We start from the raw sequence: 23,915 nt of genomic DNA, 5'->3' as shown, positions 1-23,915 counted from the left end.
TTGTCGTCCAGTGTCCGACATTGACCGCTGTTGTCTTATCCGGACAAACTTGTCCAGGCATTTGCTGCGAGCCCTTGTGCCGCCTGCGTTTGCTGCAATGCTGCAGCGCATCATGTAAGCGCTTGCAGTTCCTGCTAGCGTGCGCGCCATCTCGTTCTGAGATCGCCATCGGTCGGGGCCGATGTCATCCATGTGCATGTGTGGCACGAATGTTCTGCGCCAGCGGACCATGCGCCCTGACCCGGCGCGCGGCGCCAGGCGCGTTGTTTTGGGGAGTGCGAGAGCATGAGTCGACCAAGGTCCGAAGGCGGTAGCGTCACCATCAAGGATGTCGCGCGCGAAGCGCAGGTGTCGGTGGCCACGGTCTCGCGCACCATGAACGGGCATCAGCACGTGGCCGAGTCGGTGCGCGAACGCGTGTTGCAGGTCGCCCGTGCGCTGCACTACATCCCGCATCACGCCGCGCGCAGCTTGAGCAGCCGTCGCACCCACACCATCGGGGTGGTGTTGCCGGACCTGCATGGCGAATTCTTTTCCGAATTGATCCGCGGCATCGACCAGGTAGCGCGCGAGCAGGGCTATCACCTGCTGGTGTCCAGCTCGCACGGCGACCCGCAGGCGCAGCGCAAGGCGCTGGAACGCCTGCCCGGGCGCGTGGACGGGGTGGTGGTGATGTCGCCCTCACTGGGCGACTCCGGCGTGCACGAAGACGCCCTGCCCGGCGGCCTGCCGGCAGTGCTGCTCAACTGCGCCGGCACGGCCAGCCAGCGCCCGGTGCTCAACGTGGACAACTACGGCGGTGCGCGGTTGATGACGCGGCATCTGCGCGACAGCGGCCATCGCCGCATCGCCTTCATCGCCGGGCCGGCCGACAACTTCGACGCGCATGAGCGTCTGCGCGGCTACCGCGACGAGCTGGCGCTGGATGCGCAGGCGCAGCCGTGGGTGCTGCCGGGCAACTTCGATGAAGAGTCCGGCTACCGCGCCGGCCAGACGCTGGCGCAGGACACGCGCCCGGATGCGGTATTCGCGGCCAACGACATGATGGCGCTGGGCTGCCTGTTCGCGCTCGGCCATGCCGGGCTGAAGGTGCCGCAGGACATCGCGCTGGCCGGCTTCGACGACGTGCCGATGGCGCGCTACGTGCTGCCGGCGCTGACCACCATGCGGGTGGATATCGCCGGGCTGGGCGCGCGTGCATTGCAACTGTTGCTGGGTCAGCAGCTGGTCGATGCGCCCGCCCCGCCCGCCGATGCCGCCCCGCCGGCGTTTTCCGAGATGGTTCCCGAATTGATCGTGCGCGCTTCCAGCGCGCCGCGTGCTGCGCCTCCTACCTGAGACGCGCCACCGCGCTTTGCTGAGCTTGTGTTGCTTGCAGTCCCGCAGTTGTTGCCAGCTGTCCCGCCTTACGTAATACCGACGCGCCAGCCACTCCGCTGGTTCGCGCTTTACCCCTGGGAGGGGGAAAGTCATGAAGCATTACCGCACTGTCTCCACCCTGCCGGCGCGCAGCCTGTTGTGCTGCGCCCTGGCCGCCTCGTTGCTGGCCAGCACGCCAGCCATGGCCCAGTCCAGCAACGCGACGTTGCGCGGCCAGGTCGCCGCGGCACAGGCCGGCACCACCGTGACCGCGACCAATGTCGCCAACGGCGCCGTCCGACGCGTGCCCACCGGCGCCGACGGTAGCTACGCGCTGGTCGGCCTGCCTCCGGGCACCTACAAGGTGGACGCCGGCCCCGGCAGCGAGCAGACCGTGACCTTGTCGGTGGCCTCGTCGGTCACCTTGAACCTGGGCGGCGCGGCCGCAGCCGCACCTGCCGGCGATGCGACGACGCTGGACGCGGTGCAGGTCACCGCCACCACGCTGCAGGAGGTCAAGACCTCCGAAGTGGGCACCAACGTGTCGCTGAAGCAGATCAGCACCGTGCCGCAGCTGACGCGCAACTTCCTGGAGTTCGCCGACACCGTGCCGGGCATGCAGTTCGAGACCAACTCCAACGGCAACAGCCAGATCCGCGGCGGCGCGCAGGGCAGCTCGGCGGTGAACGTCTACATCGACGGCGTTGGCCAGAAGAGCTACCTGTTCGGCGGCGTGTCCGGCCAGGAGCAGAGCGCGGGCAATCCGTTCCCGCAGCTGGCGATCGGCGAGTACAAGGTCATCACCTCCAACTACAAGGCCGAGTTCGACCAGGTGGGTTCGGCGGCGATCGTGGCCTCGACCAAGTCCGGCGGCAACGAATTCCACGGCGAGATCTTCGGGCGCACCAGCAATACCGATTTCCGCGCGCGCCAGGCCGATGAGCGCGCCGGCGCACCCAATGCCGACGGCAACAAGCGCAAGACCCACCAGGACGAATACGGTTTTGCGCTGAGCGGGCCGATCGTGCAGGACAAGGCGCATTTCTTCTTCAGCTACGAAGGCAAGGGCTTCGAGGTCTCGGCCGATCCGGTGGCCGTACCGGATCGTTTCAGCACCTTCGCCGATGACCTGCCGGCCGGCGTGCAGAGCCGGCTCGGCTCGGTGACGCGTCCGTTCAACGAAGACCTGTACTTCGGCAAGATCGACTGGGATATCGGCGAGAACGATCGTTTGGAGCTCACCGGCAAGTATCGCGACGAAGAAAGCCGCGACAGCGTCGGCGGCCAGACCACCGCGATCGCCTCCAAGATCAATCTCAATACCGAAAAACGCTTCGACCTGCGCTGGCAGCATTACGGCGAGCGCTACGTCAACGAAGCGCGCGTGTCCTATGAAGACGTGCTGTTCAATCCCACCGCCTACACCCTGGGCAGCCAGACCGTGTACACGCGCGGCATCGCCGAAGACGACGTGCTGCTCAACGACGGCGCCACCAGCGGGCTGGCGATCCAGCGCAAGGGCCAGAAAGGTCCCAGCTTCCAGAACGATCTGACCTTCAACAACCTCGAGTGGCACGGCAACCACGTCATCAAGATGGGCGTGAAGTACAAGGAAGTGGAGCTGACCCAGAGCGAAAACTCTGCGGCCAACCCGTCGTTCTACTACGCAGTGGGCGATGGTGTCGGCACTGCGGCCACGCCCTACCAGGTGCGCTTCAATCTGCCGTTCGCCGGTGCCGCGCCGTCGGTGACCACCACCAGCAAGCAGCTGGGCCTGTACCTCCAGGACGATTGGGACGTCAATGACAAGCTGCAGTTGAACCTCGGCGTGCGCTGGGATGGCGAAAAGATTCCCTCGTACCTGGACAACGTGACCCCGCCGGAAGTGGTGGCGGCCTTGAACGGCGCCGGCACCGATCCGGCGGTGAGTGCCACCTACGCCGAGCAGCTCGCCAAGGGCGGAGTGAACATCAACGACTACATCAGCAACGGCCGCAATCGCAAACAGGACAACAACAACTTCGCGCCGCGCCTGGGCTTTTCCTACGATTTCCGTGGCGATGAGTCGCTGGTGCTGTTCGGTGGTGCCGGCCGCAGCTACGACCGCAACCTGTTCGACGTGATGGGCCTGGAGCAGATCAAATCCGCGCTGGCGCAGTACACGATCCGCTTTGCCGAATCCACCGGTTGCACGCCTGCGCCCGGCACCTGCACCAACTTCAATCCGGCCTTCTTGAGCAACCCGGACAGCCTGGGCAACCTGGTCGACGCGCGCGTGCGCAACGGCGAGATCAATCTGCTCAACAACGATCTGAAAACCCCGTATGCGGACCAGTATTCGCTGGGTCTGCGTACCCAGCTGGGCGACTGGAACACCTCGGCGACGGTGTCGTATATCCACAGCAAGGACGGTTTCATCTTCACCCTGGGCAACCGCTATGCCAACGGCGATTTCTTCCAGAACGGCGGCCAGGCATTCGGACAGACGCCCAGGGGCTTCGGCAACCTGATCATCGGCAACAACGGGGTGGAGACCAAGACCGGCCAGCTGCTGCTGTCGGCGGACAAGGCCTACACGCAGGAAAGCGGCTGGGGCCTGACTGCGGCGTATACCTTCTCGCGTGCACGCGGCAATCGCGGCAACGACGATCGCTACGGTTTCGATGCGGCCACCATCGCCGACTACCCGTTCCTGGACCTCAATGCGGTGCCGCGTCACCGCCTGGTGCTCACCGGCATCTACGACCTGTTCTGGGGCATCAGCGGCTCGGCCAAGCTGACCCTGGCCACGGTGCCGCCGCGCAACGAGGCGATCTCCTACGACCAGTACGGTGGCCCGAATTCGGACAATATCCGCGTGGTCTCGGTGGATGCGCCCGGTGGCAAGTTCATCGCCGGCGGCGACATCTTCGGCACCCGCCAGCTGGATCTGTCGTTGTCCAAGGACATGCACATCACCGATGCGGTGACCGTGCAGGTGCGCGGCGATCTGATCAATGCGCTGAACTTCCGCAACTACGATCAGTACAGCATCGACTGGGGCAGTGCCGGCATTTACGACCCGCGCGTCAGCATCAACCAGTACGGGGCGATGTCCACCCCGCCCCGTACCTTGTTCATGAGCGCCCGCATCATCTGGTAACGGCTGGCTGGACGGCGCCCGGTGCCTCGGCGCCGGATGCCGTTGGTTGCCAAACCCGTCGTCGATCACTGCACGGCCCCATTGCACTGGGGAGGGGCCGCCTGCAGGTTTCATGCAGTTTGCTTATCGGCAGTGTGTCCACGCAGCGCGTTGCTTGATGCGAGCGATGCTGTAGGCAACACGCTTCCTTCGCGATCGTTTTTTGTTGTGTTTGCAGTCTCTGCTGTCTGTTGCCGCTGTACCCGTTCCGTCCACACCAAGCACCAACCTGACGCGCCAGTCACTTCACTGGTTCGCGCTTTACCCCTGGGAGGGGGAAAGTCATGAAGACTCACCGCACCGTCTCCACCCTGCCCGCACGTAGCCTGTTGTGCTGCGCCCTGGCTGCCTCGTTGTTCGCCACCACCCCGGCCATGGCCCAGTCCAGCAACGCCACGTTGCGCGGCCAGGTCGCGTCCGCGCAAAGCGGCAGCGAGGTCGTCGTCACCAACCTCGCCACCGGCTCGGTGCGACGCGCACCGGTCAATGCGAACGGCAACTACACCATCGTCGGTTTGCAGCCGGGCACCTACAAGGTTGAATCCAACGGTGCCAGCCGCACGGTGACCCTGTCGGTGGCCTCCAGCGCCACCGTCGATCTCGGCACGGAGGCGGCGGCAGCGCCTGCCGGCGATGCGACCACGCTGGACACGGTGACGGTCAGCGCGCCGATGATTCGCGACGTCAAGACGTCGGAAGTAGGCAACACCGTGTCGTTGCGACAGATCCAGCAGCTGCCGCAGGCCACGCGCAACTTCCTGGAATTTGCCGACACCGTGCCGGGCATGGTGTTCACCATCGACCAGGACGGCAACACCAAGTTGCGCGGCGGTGCGTCCAACGCCAGCTCCAGCAATCTGTACATCGATGGCGTGAGCCAGAAGAGCTACGTCTCCGGCGGCGGCATTGCCGGCCAGGACGAGACCCAGGGCAATCCGTTCCCGCAGTTGGCGATCGGCGAATACAAGGTCATTACCTCCAACTACAAGGCCGAGTACGGCCAGATCAGCGGCGCGGCCATCACTGCGGCAACCAAGTCCGGCACCAACGAGTTCCACGGCGAGGCGTTCTACCGCTTCACCAATCAGGACCTGCGTAAGGAGCGCCCGGACGAAGCCGACGGCAAGGTCGATTCGCAGACCAAGGAATACGGGTTTGCGATCGGCGGACCGCTGATCCAGGACCGCATGCATTTCTTTTTCGCTTACGAAGGCAAGGACAACGTCGCGCCCAAGAGCGTGCAGCCCAGTGCCGAAGCAACACCCTTCATCGGGCTGTTGCCGTCGAACCTGCGCGATCAATACGGCGCGTCGAACATGCCGTTTAGCGAGGACCTGTACTTCGGCAAGATCGACTTCGAACCGACCGACAACGATCGCATCGAATTGGCCACGCAGTACCGCGACGAAACCCAGGTCAGCAACGTGGGCGGCCAGAACGCGCCCGACCGCGCAGTGGACAAGGTCAACAAGGACAAGCGCACCAGCCTGCGTTGGCAGCACAGTGCCGATGGCTGGTTCAACGAAGCCATCCTCACCACCGAGGATTCGCGCAATCTGCCGACGCCGCGCGGCGTGGGCAATGGTTCGATCTACACCTACATCGATCGCACCCAGGCCGACCCGCGCCAGTGGGTGTTTCTCAATACCGGCGCCGCCAGCGGCGAAGACTTCAAACTGCGCAGCCAAAAAGGCTGGTCGTTCCAGAACGACCTGACCTTCAATGCGCTGGAGTGGCACGGCGAGCACACCATCAAGACCGGCGTGACCTACCGCGACATCAAGCTGACCTCGCGCGAATCCAGCTCGCTCAATCCGCAATTCAGCTACGAAGTCGGCCAGAACGGCGTGGCGCCGGTGCCGTTCCAGGTGCGCTATATCCGTGCGTTCGACAATCCCGGCCAGCTGCCGGTGGTCGAATCGCCATCCAAGCAGTACGGCATCTATCTGCAGGACGACTGGGCCGCCACCGACAAGCTGATGATCAACATCGGCGTACGCTACGACTACGAAGACACCCCGGCCTATACCGACTTCGTGACCTCGCAGCCGTTCGTGGATGCGCTGTATTCCGACGACCCGGCCAACCCCGGTCAGCCGTGGGCCAACCGCCTGCTGCCCAGCGGCGTCAACGTGGCCGAGTACATCAGCACCGGCAACAACCGCAAGAACTTCAAGGACGCCTGGGCGCCGCGTCTGGGTTTCTCGTACGACCTGTTCGGCGATGAGGCGGCGGTGATCCACGGCGGTGCCGGCCGTTCCTACGACCGCAATCTGTTCGAGCAGCTGGCGCTGGAATCGGTCAAGGCCGCGCTGTCGCCGGTGGTGGTGTACTTCAGCGATGCCGCCAGCGGCCAGGGCTGCTTCCGCACCGACCGTGTCTGCGCCCCATGGAATCCGGCGTTTCTCAACGGTATCGATCAGCTCAATACGATCGATGGCACCAACGACAGCTCCGAGCTTTTCATGTTCAAGAACAAGCTCAAGACCCCGTACAGCGACCAGTACAGCATCGGCATCAGCAACCAGGTCGGCGACTGGCTGACCGATGTCACCTTCCAGCGCATCCTGTCTTACGACGGCCTGGTGATGAGCCTGGTCAACCGCTATCCGAACGGCGCGTATTTCGATGCCAACGGTGGCGTGCCGTGGGGCGAGCCGGTGCCCGGCTATCGCAATACGATCATCGGCGACAACGGTCTGGAGCAGCGCAGCAGCCAGGTATTGCTGTCGGCCGAAAAGCCCTACACCAAGGAATCGGGTTGGGGCTTGAACCTGGCCTATACCCACACCAGCGCGCGCCAGAACCGCAACATCGACGAGCCGTTTGCGTTCGACAAGGCCACCATCCGCGACTATCCGTTCGTGAAGTCCGATGCTGCCTCTGCGCATCGCTTCGTGGCTTCCGGCTCGCTGGATGGTCCGTGGGGCGTCACCTTCGGCGCCAAACTGGTGCTGGCTACGCCCGAGCCGATCAACACGATTGCCTGCTACGGCTTCACCGATCCCGATGGCGGCACCTGCCAGCAGGTCGGCGTCGTCCCGCCGGGCAACGGCAAGTTCCTGCTGGGTGGCAAGATCTGGGGTTATCGCACCGTCGATCTGCAGGCCACCAAGGACTTCACCGTGGCTGGCGACTTCAAGCTGACCGCACGGGTAAACGTGCTCAACGCGTTCGACTTCAAGAACTTCACCCAATACGAATACAACAGCTTCGGCAGCAACGGACGGCTTGACCCGGATATCACCGTCGTCAACAACGGCGAGATCAGCTACGTGCCACGCAGCGTGATCTTCGAGGTGGGCGCAAAGTTCTGATCCAACGTAACCTGCACGCGCATACGCTTGGATGCGCGTGATTCGAACGGGGCCGATTGGCCCCGTTCGCCTGTCAGCTTCTGGAGCGGCTGACACAACGTAATGAGCAGTCGTCAGGTGGATGCGTCAACGCATGCAAATGGTGCTGCATGTCGCACCGGTTGCAACCACCAGGTAGTGCGCGCAGACGTTTTGTCAGTGGCTTTATTTCTTTTGAGGACCGGACCTCCATGATCCCCGCTCCGCTTCGCAACATCGTCATCGTCGGCGGTGGTACCGCCGGCTGGATGGCGGCCGCCGCCTTCGCGCGCGTGCTTGGCCCCGGCTTCAACGTACAGCTGATCGAATCCGAACAGCTCGGCACCGTCGGCGTCGGCGAGGCCACCGTGCCGCACATCAAGGCCTTCAACAATCTGCTCGGCATCGACGAGGCCGAGTTCGTGCGACAGACCCAGGGCAGTTTCAAGCTCGGCATCGAGTTCGTCGACTGGCAACGCCCCGGCACCTCGTACATCCACGGCTTCGGCACGCAGATCGGGCACCCGCTCGGGCTGCTGCCGTTCCATCAGTACTGGATCAAGCAACATCTGCGCGGCAAGGCGCAACCGCTAGGTGCGTACACGCTCAATACCGTGGCCGCCGTGCGCGGCAAGTTCATGACCTCGGCCGGCGATGTGCCGGCCAATTCGCCGCTGGCCAATATCGCCTACGCGTATCACTTCGATGCCTCGCACTACGCGCGCTTCTTGCGCAGTTATTCGGAACAGCGCGGTGTCACGCGTATCGAAGGCCTGGTCGAGCAGGTGCAGCTGCATGCGGACAGCGGCCACGTGCAATCGCTGCAGCTGGCCTCCGGACAAGTGGTCAGCGGCGACCTGTTCATCGACTGCTCCGGCTTCCGCGGGCTGTTGATCGAAGAAGCGCTGCACACCGGCTACCACGACTTCACCCATTGGCTGCCCTGCGACCGCGCCCTGGCGGTGCCGAGCGAAAACGTCGGCCCGCCCACGCCGTATACGCGCTCCACCGCGCGCGCGGCCGGCTGGCAGTGGCGCATCCCGCTGCAGCACCGCACCGGCAACGGCTATGTGTATTCCAGCGCGCACATCAGCGACGACGAAGCCGCCGCCACGCTACTCGCCAACCTGGAGGGCAAGCCGCTAGCCGACCCGCGCCCGCTGCGCTTCACCACCGGCCGGCGCAAGCAGTTCTGGAACCGCAACGTGGTGGCATTAGGCCTGGCCAGCGGCTTCCTGGAACCGCTGGAATCGACCAGCATCCATCTGATCCAGGCCGGCATTTCCCGGCTGCTGGAGTTGTTTCCGCGCGAGGGCATCAGCCCGGTGCTGGTGCAGCGCTACAACGACCGGCTGGCGTTCGAGTTCGACCGCATCCGCGATTTCCTGGTACTGCACTACCACGCCACCGAGCGCGACGACAGCGCGTTCTGGCGGCACTGCCGCACGATGCCGATCACCCCGGAGCTGCAGACCACGCTGGACCTGTTCCGCGACAGCGGGCGCTTCTATCGCAATGCCGAGGAGATGTTCGCCGAGATCAGCTGGGTGCAGGTGATGGTCGGCCAGGGCATCCTGCCGCGGGGCTACCACCCGCTGGTGGACCAGGTGCCTGATCACGACGCCGAACGCTTCCTGGCCAGCGTGGCGCAGACCATCGGCCACTGCGTGGACGTCATGCCGACCCACCAGCAGTTCATCGATCGCTACTGCAAGGCAGCGGCGCCGCGTTGAGCGACGGCACCGCCGACGCAGTCGCTGCACGCACCGATCGGCAGGCAAAAAAAAAAGGACCGGGCACAAGGCCCGATCCCTTCGAAAACCGGGACAAGCCCGGTGGACAATGAGTGGCACAGCTTCCGACTGACATCGGACGAGGGGCATCGTACGCAGGCTTTAACGTTAAAGCAACACTTTAATTTTATCGCTTTAACTTGTTGATTTTGCTTGCGTAGACATGGCCGGCGCGCGCCGGAGGCTCCGTCAGCGCTGCGCCACCGCCGCTTGAATCTCGGCCTGGATCGCAGCCGCCGCAGCGGCCGGATCGGCGGCCAAGCGAATCGGGCGGCCGACCACGATGGCATCGGCGCCATCGTTGAATGCCTGCGCCACGCCCACGGTGCGTTGCTGGTCGTCGCCGACCGGGCCGCCGGGGCGGATGCCGGGGCAGACGATCGAAAACCCGGCACCGGTCGCGCTGCGGATCGGGCCGGCTTCCTGGCCGGAGGCGATCACCCCGTCGATGCCGGCGGCCTGGGCGGCCAGCGCGCGTTCCACCACCACCTCCACCGGTTCGCGGTCGATGCCCATCGCGGCCAGGTCAGGCCGACCCATCGAGGTCAGCACCGTCACCGCCAGCAGGCGCATGTCGCCTTGGTTGGCCTCAGCAGCAGCTTGCAGCATGCCGGCGTGCCAGCCGTGCACGGTGCAATAGCTCACCGGCCACTGCGACAGGCGGCGGATGGTGCCGGCGACGGTGGCGGGGATGTCGAAGAACTTCAGGTCGACGAACACGCGCTTGTCGCGCCTGGCCAGGGCGTCGAGCACCTGGAAATACTCGCCGGAGGCCAGCAGCTCCATGCCGATCTTGTAGAAGGACACCGACTCGCCCAACCGGTCCACCCAGGCGATCGCCTCGTCATGCCCGGGCACATCCAGCGCGAAGATCAGCCGCTCGTGCGCGGCCAGCGGAAGCGGTGCGCGGCTCATCGGGCCACCTCCAGCGCGGCGCGCTTGGCATCGTGGCGCTGCTGCCAGGGCTGGCTGAAGTCGTTGTTGAACTGCGCCGGCTCCCAACCGCCGTAGCTGGGGTTGGGCAGCATCCACCAGCGCTCGCCGAACCAGTCGTGGTACTGCTGCAGCAATGCGCCCCGCGCCTGGCCGGTATTGGCAGTGACCTGCACGAAGTCGCCCAGCTGGTCGCCGAACTGCATCAGCACGCGGTAGGTCTGGCCGGCCAGCTGGCGACGGCAGTTCTTCTCGCTGCCGTTCTGCTCGCAGCCCTGCACCACCGTGCCTAACCCGAGAAACACGCTGTCGTCGGCCACCGGCAACCCGACGCTGCGCAGGTTGGCCAGCGTGGCGTCCTTGAGGTGCACCGCGCGGTTGGAGATGTAGATCAGGGTGATGCCGCGGGCGTTGGCGGCCTTGGCGAAATCCACCACGCCCGGGATCGCGGTGGCCTTCTTCTCGGCCACCCACTGGTCCCAGCTCAGCTCGTCGTATTCCTTGCCGTCGCGCAGCAGGCGCGCCTGGTAGGGCGAGTTGTCCAGCACCGTCTCGTCCACGTCTAGCACCACCGCCGGCTTCAGCCCGGTGGCGGCATTGCCGCGTTCTTCGGGCACCAGCGCGTCCCAGTTGGGCTGCTTCAGCGCAGCGTCCAGCTTGTCGGCAGCGGCACGGTAGGTCTGCTCGGCCACTGCGCGGTATTCCTCCGAGCGCTGCATCCACAACACCGCGTTGAGGTTGTCGTCGCCGGCCGGCGCGGTGGTGGAAGCAGGCTGCGCGGCGGTCTTGTCTGCGGCGGCGCTGGCGGCGGCATTGGCCGGCACGGCGGCATCCTGCGCGCGTTGGGCAAGCTCCTTGTCGCTGGGCTTGCAGGCGCTCAATGCCAGCGCGGCGCAGGCGAGCAAGGACAACGGTGCGTAAAACGAGGGGCGCATGGCATCCACCAGGACAGGAGCGGCAATGAAGACCGCGATTTTAGCGGGTTCGCGCCGCCCCGCCCGCTCTGGCTGATGGCTATGCCGTCGGCAACGGCTGAGGCGCACGGATGGCTGCCGCTGCGACACGGGGCGTATGGCCAGCTGGCCGAATGGGTTTGAACACCACTGCGGCGGATACATGCTTGCGCCAGCCCGGCCCTGCTCAGGCTCATGGTCGCCGCACAACGCAGGCCTGCGCCATGCAGACGTCGATGTCGTAAGCCACGCTGCGTGATCGCCGCACCGGAAGAACGCCAACGCAGGATCGGCATATCCTTGTGCGCTGATTGCCCCGGAGTCGCCCCCATGACAGATGCACCTTCCCCGCCCGTTCTCGATACCGCCCAGGCCCGCGTGCTCGGCTGCCTGATCGAAAAAGAGGCGACCACGCCGGATGCGTATCCGCTCACGGTCAACGCCGCGCAGGTGGCCGCCAATCAAAAGACCGCGCGCGAGCCGGTACTGAACCTGCAGACCGGCGTGGTGCATCACGCCCTGCGTCAACTCGAAACCCTGGGGCTGGTACGCCAGCAGTTCTCCTCGCGCGCCGAGCGCTACGAGCACCGGCTGGGCAGCGTGCTGGATCTGACCCGCCAGCAGGTCGCCCTGATCGGTCTGTTGCTGCTGCGCGGCCCGCAGACGCTGGGCGAGCTGTTCGCGCGCAGCGAGCGGCTGACGCGCTTCAACGATGCCGACGACGTGCGCCACCATCTGGACCGGCTGATCCAGCGCGGCCTGGCCGTGCAACTGCCGCGCGCCAGCGGCCAGCGCGAAGAGCGTTATGCGCATCTGCTCAGTGGCGAGCTGGATGTGGAGGCATTGCAGGCTGCGGCAGCGCGCGCCGCGCCAAGCCCACGCAGCAGCGCCGACAGCAGCGAGCTGGAAGCACGCGTGCAAACCCTGGAAGCCACTATCGCCGAATTGCAGGATGCGCTGGCAGCGGTGCAGGCGCGCCTGGAGGCGGCTGGCGCCTAGGCCCACGGTCTGCTCCTGGAGATGCCCGCTTCACTTCGCCGCCCACGCGGAGCGCAAATCACGCAACGACCGGCCAGATCGCCAGACGACGCCCTTGCCGAGCGGTGATGGCGCAGGTTGCGCCCCGCCCCGCTCACGTCGGCGTATCCACCTCGTCCCAGTCGGCGTCTTCGAAGTGCAGCAGCCAGTTGAGAGTGTAGTGACGCTCGTAGACCACGCCCGGCACGATGCCGGCCGGTGGCGGTTGCTGGCCCTGGCCGGCCTGGCGCACTGCCCAATGCAGGCGCAAGTGCCGGTCCAGCGCATCCAGCAGTTCAGGCACCGGCCGTAGCGTCAGCGACGGCCGCGTCGCGGCTTCGGCGTGCTCCAGCGCGCGCTGGGCAGCCAGGGGCACATCGCACAGGTCGGTCGGCTCCGGCAGCGCGTCGGCCAGCCCCAGGGCCCACTGCAGCACGGCCAGGCTCTCGTAGCGCCAGCCGAAGTTGGCGAGTTGCTGCGGCTCCGGTGCGGGTTGGGCAAAAAAGGCGCGCTCTTGTGGCGACAGTGCCGCCGCCACGCCGGGCAGGCGGGCGTCCATGTCTTCCAGCGACGGTGGCGTATCGCCGGCGGCCAGCATCTCCGCACGCAACGCCACCGCAAACAACGCCAGCATGCGCTGCGTCACCGCTGCGGCATCGCGCACCCGCGCTTCGGCCTCGCCGGGCACCGGCGGCAGACTGGGCGGCACGCGGATGCCTTGCGCGGTCAGCCGGGCCAGTTGCTGCGCACGTCGCTGCAGCGCATCCGGCGGATACGGCACCTGCGCCTCATTGTCGATCGCCGGCTCGCCCTGGCTGATCAGCACCCGCCCGTGCGGGTCGCGCACGCTGCCGTCGGCCAGAAAACATACCGCGTTGGCTTGCTCGGCCCACTGCGCCAATTCCCCGAAAGCCGCGTCGTCGACCTCGAAGGTGAAGTGCTGACGCACCCGCTGCACATGCCGCATCAGGTGATAGCGCGGCTGGGTCATCTGGCCGTCGCCGGCCTGATTCACGTAGCCGACAAAGCCATGCAGATGCGTCGCCAGTTCCGGATCGGTATGGTCGCGGTGCTGCACGGCGGCGCGCGGAAGAAAATCCGGCCACACGGGGTCGCGCAGGGTGGAATAGGCGTTGACCAGCAACGGCATGCGGGTGTCCTTGTTGGGGTGACGAACAAAACTACCGCGCTCACCATCAGGCAGGTGTCATCGGTGTTCGGTCCCTTATGTACCCCTCGTACACTGCGGTTGCTCCGCGCTGTCCGCGCCGAGCTGACGAACACTCGCCAGGTTTTGTTAGCCACTTTTGGCCGTGAGATAAGCCGGCAGGGTGCCGGAGGCACGCTCAGCTGTCCATGCCGGCGGGCGCAAGATCGATCGTGTAATACAGCACCGGATCGGCCCCCTGGCTCAGCACCCGCAGGCCTTGCCGCTGCAATCCGAGTTTTTCCAGCGCGCGGATCGAATCGGCATTGTCCGGCGACACGATCGCGCACAGCTGCGACAACCCCAGCACATCGCGCGCATGGTCCAGCACCGCACGCCCGGCTTCGATTACGTAGCCCTTGCCGCGATGCTCGGGTAGCAGTGCAAAGCCGATATGCGGCACCGGTAAGGTCTCGCGGCACAACAAGCCCAACGTGCCTGCAAACGCGCCCTCGGCGCGCGTTTCCACCGCCCAATGCGCAAAGCCGTATTGTTCCTGGTGCGCCTGCGCCCACTCGCGCAGATGATCGCGCGCCTGCTCGCGCGTCCGCACGCCGCGATCATTGATGCCGGCGATGAAACCGGGGTCGTTGACCAAGACCAACATCGCGTCGGCATCGCGCTCGGGCTCGAGCGTGCGCAGGCGCAAACGAGGGGTTTCGATCACGACGGTCACGGCGCACTCCGGCATCAGGGAAAACCAGACTGCCGCGCAGATGCGTGAGTGGCAAGCCTGCCGACATGCGACGCAGGCAAGAGCACGCATCTGGAACGGTTGCCAGAGCATCCGCCACGACCAGGCAGTGTGTGCGGGGCCGTCACCTCGGGCGATCACGTGGCATCGAACACCGACACCACCTGCCTGACGGTGAGCGCAGTCGCGTCGTTTTTTCTCTCTTAGTCGAACAACGCCTGGATCGCCGCCAGGCCCGCGCTGGCGCGCTCTTTCTTGCGCTCGGCATCGGCAACCGGGTCGGCGCCGTCGCGCTGCAGTTCTTCGGCCGGGATCTCATCGAAGAACCGGCTCGGCTTGAGCCGCACATGCTCGCCGAACTTGCGCGTCAATTTGCTGTGGCTCATCCACAGCTGCTCCTTGGCGCGGGTGATGCCCACGTACAGCAGACGACGCTCTTCCTGCAGATTGCCTTCTTCCAGGCTCACTTCGTGCGGCAGCACGCCGTCCTCGCAGCCGACGATGAAGACATAGCGGAATTCCAGGCCCTTGGACGCATGCATGGTCATCATGCGCACCTGGTTGCCGCCATCGTCCTTGTCGTTGCGCGACAACAACGCCAGCTGCGCGGCCAGATCGCTGGCGCTTGCGCCACGTGGGCCGCCTTCGAACCACTCGGCCAATTCGTCCAGATTGCGCTTGCGGCGCTGGAAGCCGGTTTCGTCCTTGGACTGGTTGCGCAGGTCGTTGAGCAGGCCGGATTTTTCGGCCAAGGTGCGTACCAACTCGCCCGCAGGCATCGTGGCCGAATGCTCGCGCATATCGCGCAGGATGTCGGTAAACGCGCTCAGGCCGTTGGCCGCACGCGGCGGCAAGTGCTGCAGCGCGCCCATCGACTCGGCTGCGCGCGACATCGGCACCGACTTGGCACTGGCAAGCTCGGCCAATCGCGCCAGCGAGGTCGCACCGACTTCGCGCTTGGGCGACTGCACCGCGCGCAAGAACGCGGCGTCGTCTTCGGGGTTGACGATCAACCGCAACCACGACAACACGTCCTTGACTTCCTGCCGCTCCAAAAACGCGGTGCCACCGGTCAGGTGATACGGCACGCGCAGCAGCTGCAGCGCCTTTTCCAGCGGCCGCGATTGAAAATTGCCGCGGAACAGAATGCAGAAATCGCTCCACGGCACCTGCTTGGCGGTGCCCAGGAACGAGATCTCGGCGGCGACCTTTTCCGCCTCGTGCTCGCTGTCGCGGCATTCCCACACGCGGATGCGCTCGCCGTCGGCCTGGTCGCTCCACAGGGTCTTCAAGTGCTCGTGCGGGTTGTGCGCGATCAAGGCATTGGCCGCACGCAACACGCGGTTGGAGCAGCGGTAATTCTGTTCCAGCTTGATGATTTCCAGGGCCGGATAATCGCGCCCCATCTGCTGCAGGTTTTCCGGATTGGCGCCGCGCCAGGCATAGATGCTCTGGTCGTCGTCGCCCACGCAGGTGAAGTTGCCGCGCGGCCCGGCCAGCATCTTCAGCAGCCGGTATTGCGCATCGTTGGTGTCCTGGCACTCGTCCACCAGCAGATAGCCGATGCGCTCACGCCAGCCCATCACGATCTCTTCGTTGCCCTCCAGAATCTGCACCGGCAGGCGGATCAGATCGTCGAAGTCCACCGCGTTGAAGGTGGTCAGCCGCGCCTGGTAGCGCTCGTACAGGCTGGCGGCTTCCTTTTCGCGATTGCTGCGCGCCGCAGCCATCGCCTGTTCGGGCGACATGCCGGCGTTTTTGGCGCGCGAGATCAGGTTCTTGGCGTCCTCGATCGCATCGGGCTTGGCGCCGTGCATCAGGTCCTTGATCTGGGCGGCGGCATCGTCGGAATCGAAGATCGAAAAGCCGCGCTTCAAACCGGCAACGGCATGCTCGATCTGCAGGAACTTCAGCCCCAGCGCGTGGAAGGTGCAGATGGTCAACCCATCGGCGCCGTCGCCACGGATACGCTTGGCCACACGTTCGCGCATTTCCTTGGCCGACTTGTTGGTGAAGGTGATCGCGGCGATGCGCTTGGCCGGATAGCGGCCGGTGGCGATCAGATGCGCGATCTTTTCCACGATCACGCGCGTCTTGCCGCTGCCGGCACCGGCCAGCACCAACAAGGGACCTTCGCAGTGCAGCACTGCGGCGCTTTGCGGGGGATTGAGACCGTGCATAGAGGCTTCCAACAGAGCAGGCCATTGTACCGGCGCCGCCTGCGGCTGGCCGGCGCGCCGGATTCAGCTCGGCTGCTGCGCTGTCATTGTGCCCCGGATGGACGGGTTCGATAGCGCGGCAGCAGCACCCGCCGCGGTCCGGTAGCCGGCGGCACCGCTTACCCGTGGTGCGCTGCATGCAGCCGCCCGGCCCGGTAAAATCGCCCGATGGCCAAGCTCTATTTCTACTATTCGGCGATGAATGCCGGCAAGACCACCACCTTGCTGCAGTCGGCGCACAACTACCGCGAACGCGGCATGCGCACGCTGATCCTGACGCCCAAACTCGACCACCGCGCCGGCAGCGGCGTGGTCGCATCGCGGATCGGCTTGCGTGCAGACGGGCGCGCGTTCGATCGCGACACCGAACTGCAGCAGCTGATCGAGCGCGACATCGCCGCCCAAGGTGCCCTGCACTGCGTTCTGGTGGACGAGGCGCAGTTTCTCGGCCGCGCGCAGGTCTGGCAGTTGAGCGAGGTGGTCGACCGGCTGCGCGTGCCAGTGCTCTGTTACGGGTTACGCACCGACTTCCGCGGCGAGCTGTTCGAGGGCAGCCAGTTCCTGCTGGCCTGGGCCGACGAGCTGGAGGAGATCAAGACCATCTGCCACAGCGGCAGCAAGGCCACCATGACCGTGCGCGTGGACGCGCAAGGGCATGCGGTGCAGGACGGCCCGCAGGTGGAGATCGGCGGCAACGAGCGCTACGTGTCGGTCAGCCGCGCCGAGTTCAAGAAGATCATGCGTGGCGAAGGCCGCATCGACCCGCTGCAGATCGCGTTACCGCTGCCGCCGGCGGGCTCGTAGCGCTCCACGGCGTCGCCCTGACTGAAGTGCAGCGCGATGCCGAGAATGTCATCAGCAGCGGACAATGCAGATCTTCTGCGAGACCGGCCATCGACATGTCGCGCAATGAGAATGGCATCGTCATGCCGAACCGTTGCGCACCCGACGAAGCATCGGGTACGCGCAAAATGCATCTATATGCGGCGGCCGTTACCCGATCCCGCCCGATGGTCTTGATATGCGGATCGCGATACGCCATTTCCTGGATGGGGCGGCATTGCCGCGCCGGATACTTGCCCGCCATCGGGCAGCTAAACCACCGTAGTAACTGGCTGAAGAATTCAGCCGAAATGCCGTTAACGCGCTTACCCGGTATGCACTTGTGATGCGTCGCTAAACCCCTGCAGGCATTCACTCGCCGCTGTATTTCCGCCACGCAGCAACAAGCGTATCGTTGCCGCGTCGTTGCAGCGATCCGCATGCAACCAGGCGCAACCGCAGTCCTGTAAACTGGCGACCATCCATTTGTCGGGAGGCAATTCATGGGTCCGCTTCCTCCCGAGTTACGCGCAGATATCGCGCGTGTTGGCCGGCTATCGTCGGTCCCCGATGTGCTGACCATTCTCACCCGCCTGACCGGCATGGGGTTCGCCGCCGTAGCGCGCGTGACCGATACGCGCTGGATCACCTGCCAGGTGCGCGACGAGCTGTCGTTCGGCCTGGCGCCCGGCGACGAGCTGCCGCTGGTCACCACCTTCTGCGACAGCGTGCGCACCCAGGGCAACGCGTTGTGGTTCGGCCACGCCTCCGAGCACCCGGTCTTCCGCGATCACCCCACGCCGCGGCTGTACGGCTTCGAAAGCTATGTCTCGGTGCCGATCAAGTTCGACGACGGCAGCGTGTTCGGCACCTTGTGCGCGCTGGACCCGTTACCGCGCGTCATGGACGCACCGATGGTGGAAAAGGTCGAGCTGCTGGCGCAACTGCTGGCAGCGCAGATTCAGGCCGAGCAGCGTGCCGAAGAAAGCGCGCAGGAGTCGCAGCGGGCGCGCAACGAGCTGGGCCGTGTCGGCGCCTCGGCGCGCCTACGCGAAGAGTTCATCGGCATTCTCGGCCACGACCTGCGCAACCCGCTGCAGTCCATGCATGCGGTGGTGGACATGCTGGCGATCGACCCGCTCAACCAGCGCCAGGGGGGCGCGATCCGCTCGATGCAGCGCAGCCTGCGGCGCATGGAAGAACTGATCGACTTCGCTTCCGATTTCGCACGCGGCATCGAACGCGACTGGCTGCAGCTGGACTACGGCAACGGCAGCGATCTGCTCGATGCCTTGTCGCAGGTCGTCGACGAAACCCGCGCCGCCTACCCGAACCAGGTGCTGTCCACGCATGTGGCCATCGACGAGCCGGTGCATGGCGATGCGGTGCGCCTGGCGCAGATGTTCGGCAGCCTGATGATCAACGCCGTGGTGCAGGGACAACAGAGTTCGCTGATCAAGGCGGTCGCGGTCACTGAGCAGGGCCGCCTGCGCATTGAGGTCTGCAATCTGGACGGCATCGATCCGCGCCGGCTCGACGTGCTGCAGGCCTCCACGCACGTGCACACGGGCGGACGCGCGTTGCCCGAGGTCGATCTGGGCCTGCATATGGCCGCCCAGATCGCCCAGGCCCATCAAGGCGAACTGCGCATCACCAGCGGCAAGAACGGCACCTGTTTCCGTGTAGAGCTGGCCTGCGTGCGTCCGCGTGCACGCATGCAACTGGTCGATAGCTCGACCCCGGCCTGAGCCGGGGCGATTGGGTGACGCATCAGCGACTGTGCGGCTGTCACGCAGCCGCAATCGATACTCGACATCGGCCGACCATCATCACAGTGTGCTGTTTACACGTGCCTGACCATCGCGCCAGACCGGTCGCGCGACGAAGCTTGGCACTGCATGGCTTTGCGCTAGTAGATCTTGCGCTCGCTCGCCGGTGGCGGCGTCCACTGGTACAGCCAGGTTTCGGTCAGCGGCTTGCCGTTGGCGCGCAGGAACAGACGGATATCGATCTGCTGGGTGCTGTCATCCGGCGGCACCAGGTCGAACATCGCCCGATAGCCTTTGAGTTCATGCAGCGGACGCGCCGATACGATCTCGGTAGTTCCGCGCGACACCTGGATGATCGCCTCGACCTTGGCCTTGGGATCCTTGACCAATGCAGCCAAGTCGCCGCCCGCGAAATCCACCGCAAACCGCCAGGAAAAATGGCTGCGCTTCTGCCCGACGATGCCGCCCAGCCCGGTGCGCGTGGCCACGCAATGCGCCAGCGGCGAGCTGGCCGGCGGATGCGCGCCCCAGTACAGCCGGTACCCCATCAGCAACTCCTGCCCCGGCTGCGGCTTGTCCTGTGGATTCCAGAACGCCACGATGTTGTCGAAGGTCTCGTCCACGGTCGGAATCTCGACCAGTTGCACCGAGCCCTTGCCCCAACCACTCTTCGGCTCCACCCACAGGCACGGGCGCTTCTCGTAGAACACGCCATCGTCCTGGTAATGGTCGAAATTGCGGTCGCGCTGCAGCAGCCCGAACCCGCGCGGGTTCTCGTCGACGAACATGTTGAAGCGCAGCTGCGGCGGGTTGCACAACGGCCGCCAGATCCATTCGCCGCCGCCGGTCCACATCGCCAACCCGTCGGTGTCGTGGATCTCCGGGCGCCAATCCCAATCCATCCGGCTGTCGTTTTCGCCCACCTGGTACATGCTGGTGCACGGGCCGATGCCGAGCCGCTCGATGGCCTTGCGCGGATACAGCGCGCTGTCGATCTCCATCACCAGCACCTCGCCATTGGTGATGGCAAACCGATACGCACCGGCAACGCTAGGCGAGTCCAACAACCCGTACACCACCACAGTGTCCGAATCGTCCGCCGGCTGCTCCAGGTAATAGGCGATGAAATCCGGAAACTCCTCCGGCCCGCCCGTTCCGGTATCGATCGCCAAGCCGCGCGCCGACTGTCCGTACTGACCTTCCTTGCCCACCGCACGGAAATAACTCGCCCCCAGGAACGCCGAAAAATCGCGGTCGGTGTCCTTGCGCGTGTTCAGACGAAATCCTGCAAACCCCAGGTCTTTAGGCAACTGCTTGCCGCCCAGCCCGCTGCTGCCGTAATCGAACGCAGCCGGGTCATAGGCCAGCTGCTGCGCCTTGCCATCGACGATGTCGTAGATGTGCACCGGGGTGTGGAAGTACAGCCCCAGGTGGAAGAACTTCGCCTGAAACTTGCCATTGCCATCGGCCCACAACGCGTGGTCCTGCCGATAGCGGATCGATTGATACTGATCCCAGTTCAACGCCTCCAGCGGCCCCGGCAGCACCTGCTTGTGGCTTTTGTACGGCGCCTTGGCCAGCTCACGCGCCTGACCCTTCAGCCAGGCATAGTCGAACGGCTGCGGCTGCCCCAACCGACGCAGTCCCACCGCCTTGGCGGCTAACGCCCATTGCGGCAACGCCGGCAAACCGAGCGCGGCCAAAGCGGCAGCGGCATTTTTCAGGAAGTGGCGTCGTTGCATGCGCATCGATCTGATCAGGGAATGGCGACATCATAGCCACAGCCCGGCGTGCACGTGAATGCGACGCTCAGGGCGCCGCTGACGAAGACGCGCACGCGTTTCTCAGCCCCAGCTCTTTCGCCTTGCTGCACAGGAACTGTCGCTGTGCCTGCCGTTCGTCAGGGCCGCCATAACGCAGCAAGGTCCACTGCTCCTGCGCCTGCATCTGAGCGCCGGGGGCAAGCTGCCGATACGGCGCATGCACTTCCATTTCCAACAGTCCTTGCTCGGGGTGCTGTGGTGGCGCATCCAGATACAACTCCACCTGCCCTTGTTCAGGGTGAATCGCCGCCAGTGGCTGATGCGTAAAGCGGATCACCAGCACCTGACCACCTGCAAAACCCGCCATCCAGCCAGCCGAAGGCTGCAGCAACAGCTTGCCGCGCTGGGTCAGCCCGTCCTGCCGTGTATCGGCACTCAGCACGAAGACGCCCTCGTGATGGCGATACGCCGGCGCAGTCGTGCCAGCCTCCGTCGGCGGTTGAATGCGGATATCAGCCACGTTGGCCACAGGGACGAAGACGCGCGTACTGGCTGCAACCCGCGTGTTGAACCACAGATCCCAAGCGATAGGCTGTTTGCGGATATTGCGTGCAGTGGCCTCCACCTTCACGGTATCGGCCCGGGTTGGCGAGAGGCCAACGCGCTTGCGTAGCTGCACACCGGTGACCGGACTGGGTATGCCTTCCAGGATCAGCTGATCGCCACTGCGTGTAACCGTGTGTGTGGTTGCCAACGACAGATACGGATCCGGCGGCCACACTGCAGCTGCGGCTTTACGTGCGGGGTTGACCTGTTGATGCAGCCACCACTGACTCTGCGGCCCTACCCAGACATCGTGGCCCAGATATGGGATATCGCCTGCAGTGGCAGAGACCTCCGGCGCAGGTTGCTGGTCTACGGCGATGCCCGTCTTCAACACGTTGGGGTGTCCACGCAGATTGAAGGACAGCACTCGCCCACCGAGCGCAGGCGTGGCGCTGAGCTCGATAACCTCGTTACGCAACTGGATGCGCTCGATCGCGGCCTTGGGGCTGGACGCAAGCTCCTCGGCATACACACTTGCTGCAGGCTGCAGCGTAAATGCACCAACAGCAATGAGCGGCACGAAGCGACGCAATAAGGCAGACATGTGCAACTCCAATCGCGGGACGCAACGATTGTGGCGCGATGCAGAGCGACGCACCAGCGAGCCATCGGTGATTGCGGTTCTGAGCACGCCCTTCGCATTTACCTCGAGGCTGCGCGCCAGACGCCGTCGCTGATCCAGAACTGGATACCGTTGTTTCGATCAGCGCGTGTGACCCTAGCCCGCTGTCAACGTTGGCAACTTCCGCACCACACCGTCGCGCGTTGTCCGATGGTGGCGTGTTTCAACACGCCTCCACATTGCTTGCAGGCCTCACCCTCACGCCCATACACCGTGAGTTCCTGCTCGAAGTAACCAGGCGCACCGTCCGGGCTAATGAAATCACGCAACGTCGTACCTCCGCGCTGGATCGCATATCCCAGAATGTCTTTGACCGCTGTAGCCAAGCGCCGGTAGCGGTCCAAAGATACTTTTCCAGCCTCTCGCAAGGGGCTGATTCCCGCGCGATGCAGGCTTTCGGCAGCGTAAATATTTCCCACGCCGACGACGACCGCTTGATCCATCAGAAAGGTTTTCACCGCAGCCCGACGGCCACGCGCCAGTGCATGCAGATAATCGCCAGTAAATGCATCCGATAATGGTTCGGGACCAAGTGCAGCAAGCAATTCGTGAACCTGCGTATCGGATTGCCACAACAGGCAGCCGAATCGGCGCGGATCGTTGAAGCGCAGCACGCGCCCATTTTCCAAACTGATATCCACATGATCGTGCGCACGCGGCAATGTATCGCCAGGCAACACGCGCAGACTTCCGGACATTCCAAGATGCAGCAGCGCACTGCCGCCAGCATCGGTATCGATCAACAGATACTTGGCGCGACGCCGCACGTTGGTAATGGTGGCGCCAGGAAGCAGCCGCTCGATCTGCTCGGGAATCGGCCAGCGCAAATCCGGTCGTCGCAGGATGACGCCATGAATCCGTTGGTCAACCAGATGCGGGGCCAGGCCGCGCAAGGTGGTTTCGACTTCGGGAAGCTCAGGCATGCAGATATCCAGTAGGCGAGGCCGGCGATGTTACCGACGTGATGGATATGGTGGCGGAGCCACATAAACCAAATCTCGTCTGAGCCAGATCTGCGCTTGGACGTCCGTGTGTGCGTGCTGCAGTCTCGTCCAGCACCGCTTCGCGGGTGTTCAAACGCAGCGGGAATCAGAGCGGCATTTGCAGATTTCTCTGTCGCCTTCCTGTCAACTTTCGGTTGCCGGCCTCGGCCTCGGAGTATCGCGCCAAGTTTTGGACAAAAAGAAACCCCCAGTCCAGTTGGACTGAGGGTTTCGGGTAAAGACCCTGGCGATGACCTACTCTCGCATGGCTTGAGCCACACTACCATCGGCGCAGCTGCGTTTCACTTCCGAGTTCGGGATGGGATCGGGTGGTTCCACAGCGCTAATTTCACCAGGGAGACGGTTGGAGCGTCGCCAGTTGGAGCTTCCTCAAACGTGTGCACATTGCTGTGCAAGCGTTTGCGTGTGGAAGCACCTACGGCGCTCGTCTCGCATAGTTAACTTGTGACGTAGCTTGCATTTGATGATCTACCAACGTTCGTTGGGACCAAGGCAACTTGAGGTTATATGGTCAAGCCGCACGGATCATTAGTATCAGTTAGCTCAATACATTGCTGTACTTACACACCTGACCTATCAACCACATAGTCTATATGGTTCCTTTAGGGGGCTTGTGCCCCGGGAAGTCTCATCTTGAG

The 23,915-nt window shown here is 64.5% G+C and carries 15 protein-coding genes, 2 rRNA genes and 1 other RNA gene (1 of these 18 cut by a window edge); 8 read left to right on the top strand and 10 right to left on the bottom strand.

Annotation, left to right across the window (positions count from 1 at the left end):
- Positions 1-285 precede the first annotated feature (285 nt).
- From NYR97_RS09110 to NYR97_RS09095, 4 genes are all read left to right on the top strand, one after another.
- On the top strand, positions 286-1,338 hold the full coding sequence (locus NYR97_RS09110) for a LacI family DNA-binding transcriptional regulator (RefSeq protein WP_115041004.1): 1,053 nt from the start codon (positions 286-288) through the stop codon (positions 1,336-1,338).
- 133 nt (positions 1,339-1,471) lie between these two features.
- Positions 1,472-4,501, top strand: coding sequence for a TonB-dependent receptor (locus NYR97_RS09105; protein WP_316697626.1), 3,030 nt, complete (start codon positions 1,472-1,474; stop codon positions 4,499-4,501).
- A gap of 323 nt (positions 4,502-4,824) precedes the next feature.
- Positions 4,825-7,857 carry a TonB-dependent receptor gene (locus NYR97_RS09100; protein ID WP_316697625.1) on the top strand — a complete coding sequence of 1,011 codons (3,033 nt, stop codon included), beginning with the start codon at positions 4,825-4,827 and terminating at the stop codon, positions 7,855-7,857.
- Positions 7,858-8,087: 230 nt separating this feature from the next.
- A complete protein-coding gene (locus tag NYR97_RS09095; RefSeq protein ID WP_316697624.1) occupies positions 8,088-9,608 on the top strand; it encodes a tryptophan halogenase family protein in 1,521 nt (506 codons plus the stop codon).
- 249 nt (positions 9,609-9,857) lie between these two features.
- On the opposite strand, the gene pyrF is transcribed toward NYR97_RS09095, so the two are convergent.
- Positions 9,858-10,583, bottom strand: a complete 726-nt coding sequence (gene pyrF, locus NYR97_RS09090) for an orotidine-5'-phosphate decarboxylase (protein ID WP_316697623.1) — start codon at positions 10,581-10,583, stop codon at positions 9,858-9,860.
- On the bottom strand, positions 10,580-11,545 hold the full coding sequence (locus NYR97_RS09085; protein WP_316697622.1) for a 5'-nucleotidase, lipoprotein e(P4) family: 966 nt from the start codon (positions 11,543-11,545) through the stop codon (positions 10,580-10,582). Before NYR97_RS09085 ends, pyrF begins: the two co-directional genes overlap by 4 nt.
- 339 nt (positions 11,546-11,884) lie before the next feature.
- Here NYR97_RS09085 and NYR97_RS09080 point away from each other — a divergent pair, with 339 nt between their 5' ends.
- On the top strand, positions 11,885-12,553 hold the full coding sequence (locus NYR97_RS09080; RefSeq protein WP_316697621.1) for a YceH family protein: 669 nt from the start codon (positions 11,885-11,887) through the stop codon (positions 12,551-12,553).
- 133 nt (positions 12,554-12,686) lie between these two features.
- On the opposite strand, the gene NYR97_RS09075 is transcribed toward NYR97_RS09080, so the two are convergent.
- A complete protein-coding gene (locus tag NYR97_RS09075) occupies positions 12,687-13,721 on the bottom strand; it encodes a DUF4272 domain-containing protein (RefSeq protein ID WP_316697620.1) in 1,035 nt (344 codons plus the stop codon).
- Positions 13,722-13,798: 77 nt separating this feature from the next.
- On the opposite strand from NYR97_RS09075, the gene NYR97_RS09070 reads away from it, so the two are divergent.
- Positions 13,799-13,874, top strand: a non-coding RNA gene (locus NYR97_RS09070) — sX9 sRNA.
- A 43-nt stretch (positions 13,875-13,917) separates the two neighbouring features.
- On the opposite strand, the gene NYR97_RS09065 is transcribed toward NYR97_RS09070, so the two are convergent.
- Both NYR97_RS09065 and NYR97_RS09060 read right to left on the bottom strand, forming a co-directional pair.
- A complete protein-coding gene (locus NYR97_RS09065) occupies positions 13,918-14,469 on the bottom strand; it encodes a GNAT family N-acetyltransferase (RefSeq protein WP_316697619.1) in 552 nt (183 codons plus the stop codon).
- Positions 14,470-14,675: 206 nt separating this feature from the next.
- The gene (locus NYR97_RS09060; RefSeq protein WP_316697618.1) at positions 14,676-16,652 is read right to left on the bottom strand and encodes a UvrD-helicase domain-containing protein; all 1,977 of its coding nucleotides are present in this window, start codon (positions 16,650-16,652) and stop codon (positions 14,676-14,678) included.
- A gap of 207 nt (positions 16,653-16,859) precedes the next feature.
- Between NYR97_RS09060 and NYR97_RS09055 the strand changes: the two genes are divergently transcribed.
- Both NYR97_RS09055 and NYR97_RS09050 read left to right on the top strand, forming a co-directional pair.
- Positions 16,860-17,495, top strand: coding sequence for a thymidine kinase (locus NYR97_RS09055; protein WP_316697617.1), 636 nt, complete (start codon positions 16,860-16,862; stop codon positions 17,493-17,495).
- Positions 17,496-18,016: 521 nt separating this feature from the next.
- Positions 18,017-19,261: a GAF domain-containing sensor histidine kinase gene (locus NYR97_RS09050; protein ID WP_205393003.1), complete on the top strand. Its 1,245-nt coding sequence runs from the start codon at positions 18,017-18,019 to the stop codon at positions 19,259-19,261.
- Between the two features lie 161 nt (positions 19,262-19,422).
- Here NYR97_RS09050 and NYR97_RS09045 read toward each other — a convergent pair whose 3' ends face one another.
- From NYR97_RS09045 to NYR97_RS09025, 5 genes are all read right to left on the bottom strand, one after another.
- A complete protein-coding gene (locus NYR97_RS09045) occupies positions 19,423-21,024 on the bottom strand; it encodes an OpgD/OpgG family glucan biosynthesis protein (protein ID WP_316697615.1) in 1,602 nt (533 codons plus the stop codon).
- Positions 21,025-21,091: 67 nt separating this feature from the next.
- Positions 21,092-22,195, bottom strand: a complete 1,104-nt coding sequence (locus tag NYR97_RS09040; RefSeq protein WP_316697614.1) for a DUF4380 domain-containing protein — start codon at positions 22,193-22,195, stop codon at positions 21,092-21,094.
- A gap of 185 nt (positions 22,196-22,380) precedes the next feature.
- Positions 22,381-23,196 (bottom strand): bifunctional DNA-formamidopyrimidine glycosylase/DNA-(apurinic or apyrimidinic site) lyase, encoded by an 816-nt coding sequence (mutM, locus tag NYR97_RS09035; protein ID WP_316697613.1) that lies wholly within the window; start codon positions 23,194-23,196, stop codon positions 22,381-22,383.
- A 302-nt stretch (positions 23,197-23,498) separates the two neighbouring features.
- Positions 23,499-23,613: ribosomal RNA gene (rrf, locus tag NYR97_RS09030) — 5S ribosomal RNA — on the bottom strand.
- A gap of 171 nt (positions 23,614-23,784) precedes the next feature.
- Positions 23,785-23,915, bottom strand: a 23S ribosomal RNA gene (locus tag NYR97_RS09025); it runs 2,750 nt beyond the window's last position.

This window comes from Xanthomonas hydrangeae, from assembly GCF_032697525.1.
Classification (GTDB): domain Bacteria; phylum Pseudomonadota; class Gammaproteobacteria; order Xanthomonadales; family Xanthomonadaceae; genus Xanthomonas; species Xanthomonas hydrangeae.
Note: the sequence above shows the minus strand (reverse complement) of the source record. Positions and strands in the feature narration are given on the sequence as shown.